The organism is Campylobacter volucris (assembly GCF_008011665.1).
In the GTDB taxonomy this organism is placed as follows: domain Bacteria; phylum Campylobacterota; class Campylobacteria; order Campylobacterales; family Campylobacteraceae; genus Campylobacter_D; species Campylobacter_D volucris_A.
In genome coordinates, this window is the sequence record NZ_VOWJ01000023.1 from 144,065 (window position 1) to 150,064 (window position 6,000).

6 protein-coding genes are annotated in these 6,000 nt (G+C 27.2%); all 6 read left to right on the forward strand.

The genetic code is table 11. From position 1 onward, the window contains the following. Positions 1-18 precede the first annotated feature (18 nt). From FPD38_RS04970 to FPD38_RS04995, 6 genes are read left to right on the forward strand one after another with little or no spacing between them, the layout of a single operon-like run. A complete protein-coding gene (locus tag FPD38_RS04970) occupies positions 19-639 on the forward strand; it encodes a UPF0323 family lipoprotein (RefSeq protein ID WP_147555637.1) in 621 nt (206 codons plus the stop codon). A 20-nt stretch (positions 640-659) separates the two neighbouring features. Continuing rightward, positions 660-1,832: a glutathionylspermidine synthase family protein gene (locus FPD38_RS04975; RefSeq protein WP_147555638.1), complete on the forward strand. Its 1,173-nt coding sequence runs from the start codon at positions 660-662 to the stop codon at positions 1,830-1,832. Beyond that, entirely contained in the window at positions 1,829-2,761 is a 933-nt protein-coding gene (locus tag FPD38_RS04980; protein WP_147555639.1) for a D-2-hydroxyacid dehydrogenase, read from the forward strand. Before FPD38_RS04975 ends, FPD38_RS04980 begins: the two co-directional genes overlap by 4 nt. Then, positions 2,751-3,242, forward strand: coding sequence for a YajQ family cyclic di-GMP-binding protein (locus FPD38_RS04985; protein WP_147555640.1), 492 nt, complete (start codon positions 2,751-2,753; stop codon positions 3,240-3,242). The genes FPD38_RS04980 and FPD38_RS04985 overlap by 11 nt, the downstream gene beginning before the upstream one ends. A 2-nt stretch (positions 3,243-3,244) precedes the next feature. Next, complete coding sequence (locus FPD38_RS04990; protein WP_147555641.1) at positions 3,245-3,721, forward strand: hypothetical protein; 477 nt, start codon at positions 3,245-3,247, stop codon at positions 3,719-3,721. Between the two features lie 9 nt (positions 3,722-3,730). Continuing rightward, positions 3,731-5,440, forward strand: a complete 1,710-nt coding sequence (locus FPD38_RS04995; RefSeq protein WP_147555642.1) for an ATP-binding protein — start codon at positions 3,731-3,733, stop codon at positions 5,438-5,440. Positions 5,441-6,000 lie beyond the last annotated feature (560 nt).

Genomic DNA, 6,000 nt, shown 5'->3' on the forward strand with positions numbered 1-6,000 from the left:
ATAGTTTTAGGAAAATTTATGAAACATATAAAAAGCATATTAAAATTAAGTATGATTAGCGGTATAGCTGCTATTAGCGTAGGTGCTTTAAGCGGTTGTGGCAACTCAAACGATGCTAGCACAAATAATGCTTTAGCTCAAGCTTCTAATACTCAAGGTGCTTTTGTCATTATAGAAGAAACTGCTCCAAATCAATACAAAATTAAAGATCAATTCCCAAGTGATGAAACTAGAGTAGTGTTAAAACAGCTTGATGGCACTGAAAGGGTTTTAAGCAAAGAAGAGATGGATAAATTGATCCAAGAAGAAGCAGCAAAAATAGACAATGGGACTTCAAATTTAACCAATCCAAATAATGCTTCCATGAGTAGTGGTGGTTTATCTTTAGGAGAAACTTTACTTGCAAGTGCAGCTGGAGCGATTTTAGGTAGTTGGATAGGTTCAAAACTTTTTAATAATCAAAATTTTACAAATCAACAACGCGGAGCTTTTTCTAATCAAAGTGCATATCAAAGAAGTGTTAATAGTTTTAATAAAGCAGGTGCTACTACAAATACAGGATCAAACACTAAAAAGTCAGGTTTTTTTGGTGGTGGTTCAAAAGCTACTTCTTCAACTCAAAATTCATTTGGTTCTTGATTAAGTAAAAAAGGAAAAATATGAAATTTTTAAAAGTAAATCCTTTGGAAAAATCTTATTTAGAACAAATGGGTTTTTCATGGCATACAGATAGCGATGGAAGTGATTATTTAGATTCTAATTTAATTTGTGTTAGTGAAAATGAAGCTAATGTTTATTATGAAGCAGTTAATGAACTTTATGATATGTATGTAGCAGCAGCACAAGAAGTTATAAACAATAATCGTTTTGATGAGCTTGGAATTCCGTTTAATTTGGTTGAAGCTATTAAAATGAGCTGGGAAAATGATGTGCATTGGCATTTATATGGAAGATTTGATTTAGCAGGTGGGCTTGATGGGAAACCTATTAAGTTGATAGAATTTAATGCTGATACTCCTACTTCTTTATTTGAAAGTGCTATTTTGCAATGGGCTTTGTTAAAACAAAACAACTTAGATGAAAGTTTGCAATTTAATAACATTTATGAAGCTTTAAAAGATAATTTTAAAAGATTAGTTACCTTAGATGAGAATATTAGTGATTTTGACAAATATTATGATGGATGGAAAATTCTTTTTTCATCTATAGCAGGAAGTGATGAGGATGCAATTACGACTAAATTTTTAGCTCATATAGCTAAAGAAGCTGGTTTTGAGAGCGAGTTTTCATATATTGATGAGATAGAATTTTCTCCAGATGGAGTTTTTAAAAATGACATTAATTTTGAATATTTATTTAAGCTTATCCCTTGGGAAAATATAGCTATAGAAGAGGGCGAACTTGCTATGCTTTTAACTCAAATCATGCAAAATCAAAAAGCTATCGTTTTAAATCCTGCTTATACTTTGCTTTTTCAAAGCAAAGGTATTATGAAAATTTTATGGGAGCTTTATCCAAATCATCCTTTATTGCTTGAAACAAGCGATGAGCCTTTAGTGGGTAAAAAATGTGTTAAAAAGCCTGTTTTTGGCAGAGAAGGGGCTAATGTGTCTATTATAGAAGCTAATGGCGATGTGAGTTTTCAAACAAATGGAGATTATCATAATAATCGTTTTATTTATCAAGAATTTGCTGAATTTAATCAAAATGAAAATGATTATTATCAAGCTGGAGTATTTTTTGCGTATGAAGGCTGTGGTTTGGGCTTTAGAAAAGGTGGCTTAGTGCTTGATAATTATTCTAAATTTGTAGGGCATGTGATAGAACAATGAAAATAGTATGCTTAGATGCTGCCACTTTGGGCGGTGCTGATTTATCTCTTTTTAAAAATTTTGGCGAATTTGAAGTTTATGATTTAACCCCTAAAGAAGAAGTTATAACAAGAATCAAAGATGCACAGGTTGTGATGATAAATAAAGTCATCATTGATAAAGAAGTTATAGATAATACTAATTTAAAATTAATCTTGCAGCTTGGCACGGGGGTTAATAATATCGATGTAGCTTATGCTAATTCAAAAAATATCATAGTAAAAAATGCCGCTGGATATTCTACAAAAAGTGTTTTAAGTCACACTTTTGCGTTAATGTTTGCTTTTTTAAATCAGATTCCTTATTATGATAGATGGAGCAAAGAAGGAAAATGGTGCACAAGTCCTATTTTTACTGATTTTAGTAGAAATTTACACACATTAACAGGAAAAAGACATGGCATTATAGGTCTTGGCACTATAGGCAAAGAAGTGGCAAAAGTATCGCAATTATTTGGCGCTAATGTGTGTTATTATTCTACTTCTGGAGTAAATTTTAATGATGAGTATAAACAAGTTAGTTTAGATGAATTATTAACAACTTGTGATGTGATTAGCATACACTCTCCTTTAAATGAAAAGACAAAAAATTTGCTTAGTAAAAAAGAACTAGATAAGTTAAAGCAAGGTGCAATTTTGATTAATGTTGGTAGAGGTGGCATTATAAATGAAGATGATTTAGCTTGGGCTATTGATGAAAAAAATATCAAAGCTGGTCTTGATGTATTAGAAATTGAACCTATGGTTGCTAACCATCCTTTGCTTAAAATCAAAAATAAAGAAAATTTAATCATAACCCCGCATGTTGCATGGGCTAGCGTAGAATCGATACAAAATTTAGTCCAAATAGTTTATGAAAATCTTAAGGAGTATGTAGAAAATGGCAAATGAACATAGTTTTGATATAAGCGGTGAGATTGATAAACAAGAATTAAAAAATGCACTTGAGCAGGCCAAAAAAGAACTTGATAATAGATATGATTTAAAAGGCATAAAAAGTGAAATTGAGTTAAATGAAAAAGAAAGTGTTTATAAGCTTATTTGCTCTAGCGAGTCAAAGCTTGATGTTTTAAAAGATATACTTATTTCTAAGCTTATTAAAAGAGGAATTAATCCAAATGGCGTAAAAGAATTAAGCAAAGAAAGTGGTGCTAATTTTAGATTAACTTTAAAAGTAAATGATACAATTGATACAGATAGTGCTAAAAAAATCAATAAAGCTATAAAAGATAGCAAATTAAAAGTGAGTTCTAGTATAAGAGGCGATGAGATAAGAGTTGTTGGAAAACAAATTGATGATTTGCAAAGTGTTATAAAGATAGTAAAAGATTTAAATTTAGAACTTAATCTAAGTTTTAAAAATCTTAAATAAAAATGTTGAAAAATATTTTTCCTTGTTTTTTATGTTTGTTTTTGAGTGCTTGTGCTATAAAAAATAAAACACAATCACAAAGTGTTTTTGTTATTTTGAAAAATTCTCAAATTAAATTTAATGATTATGGCTTTTTATACCAAGGCAAAAATGATATAAATTTAGAACTTTATAATGCTTCAAAAGCATTATTTACACTAAAAATAGCAGATAATATCTGTATAAATGGCGTGTGCTATGCCAAAAAGCTTTTTAATAAAAAGTTTTTTAACTATGAGTACTATGATGATTTTACAAAAGATCTTATTTTACAAAAAACAATTTTTAATAGTAAAAATAAAATTTTAAATTCTTGCGGTTTTATACAAGAGTTAAAAAGCAAAGATTATGAAATTTTTTATGAAGTTTGCGATGGTAAGATGAACTTTAGCGAAAAAAAATCAAATATCAAATTTAGTATTACTCGTATAAAAAATTAAAAGGAAAATATGAAAGATTTAAAACTTTTTTTAAAAAATACCACTAAAAGCAATATATATAAAAATCTACAATGCAATGAAAATGAAATTTTAATTTTAAAGCAAATGTGTAAAAGTTATTTACAAGCTAATACTAGCATTAATGCTTATAGTTTATTGAGTGAAATTTTTAAGACAGAAGATTATCAATATCTAGATCACCTTCAAAATTTAAAAAATCTTATTGAAAAAGGTTTTGTAATTCAAATTTTTTCTGATTTTAAAACCAGTAAAAATTCCAATTCACTTTTAAATTTGCTTCAAAGTGATTTGAGTTTGAGTGAAGTTTTTTTGCAAGTTTTAGAAAATAAACAAATAGACTTTTCGCAAGAAGATGGTTATGAAGATCATATGGCTTATTTAAAAGATGAATTTTTTAAAATAGATTTATATCAAAGATTGAGATTTTTTGCTAATAACAAAGAGCAATTAAAAATCAAAGAAGATATTAAAAAATTTGAAAATTGCATTAAAAAAAGGCTTAAAAAAAGTAATATCACAAATGTTTTAATGGATATTTTTAAAGAATACTCTTTAAATGATAAAGAACGCCTGATATTTGTGAGTTTATTAAAAGAAGAATATCTATTAAATACTGAAAATTCTTATAGTAGAGATTATAATTTTTTACTCCATTTAATTAGCAATGATACTAACGAAAAAAAACAAAACAAATTTTTACTAGATGAAGATTGTAAGCTTGTTAGCTCTAATCTCATAGAATTTGATGAATTTATAAATTCTTTAGGGGATATTTCCAAGACTTTTTATTTAAGTGATGATATTTTACAAAGAATTATAAATCACAAAGAACCAAAGAAAAATAAAAAAATAAAACTACAAAATTTAGTGAAAAATCAAGATATTTTTGAATTAATTGAACCAAATATAAATATCGATGATGTTATCATGCCACAAAGTACAAAAAATTTATTAGAAAATATCTTAAAACAGCAAGATAAAAAAGTCCTTCAAAGACTAAATAATTGGGGTATTAAAAGCAATAAAAATATAGAAGCAAAGATTATTTTTTATGGACCAGCCGGCACTGGTAAAACTATGAGTGCTTTGAGTGTAGCTAAGGCTATGAAAAAGGTTATTTTAAGTTTTGATTGTTCTAAAATTTTAAGTAAATATGTTGGAGAGAGTGAGCAAAATGTAAGAAAAATTTTTGATACTTATAAAGAGCTTTGTCAAAATAGTAAACAAAGTCCAATTTTGCTTTTAAATGAAGCAGATCAGTTTTTAAGTACTAGAATTGAAAGTAGCGGTGGCGCTGATAAAATGCACAATCAAATGCAAAATATTTTTTTAGAACAAATTGAGCGTTTTAGTGGAGTGATGATTGCAACAACGAATTTTTTAGAAAGTTTAGATGTGGCATTTTCAAGACGATTTGACTATAAAATAGAATTTAAAAAACCTGATTTTTTACAACGATTGATGATATGGAAAAAATCTTTGCCAAAAAATGCCAAATTTGATAAAGAATTTAATGAAGAATTGCTGGCAAATTATGAGCTTAGTGGAGCACAAATTGTCATGGTAATTAAAAATACTGCCTTAAAAGCTGCTGTTTGTAAAGATGGAATTTTTAAAATGAGTTATTTTTTAGAAACTATACAAAAAGAATTAGAATCATCCTTTGATAAAAATAAAATAGTTGGTTTTAAAAATTAAATTCACATAAATTTTTATAAAAATATCATTCTTTCAATTTTTATTTAAAGGATAAAAAATGAAAATGAAATTAATATTGGCTAGTTTTGTCAATTTTATATTTGCAGTGTTTTATCTTAAAAGACTCAAAAGTCTTTAAATGTTCATTTTAAAGGTATAAATGTAAGTTGTGTAAAAAAATAAGAAGTAAATTTAGTTGATGAAGCTGAAATTGTTTTTATCATCAATAGAGATAATAAGTTAGAAAGAAGTTGATATCAAATAAAGGCATTTCAAAAAAAGAAGTAATGATTAAAGCATAAGTGGTGTAACCAAATGTAACTTATCGTGGAAGTAATAAAAAATTAATGATTATATAAATTCAGAGCAAATAATATAATAGAAATTATGTAGATTTCAAAGATAATATTCTTAAGCAAAAAATGCAAGCCACTCAAAACCTACATTAGCGAACTAAATCCTTAATGGATTTAGTTCGCTATTTAAAACTTCTTCTTCTTAGCATCTTCTAAGATATCATTAGCAATTTGATTGACATTTTCAGATATTACAGCACTATC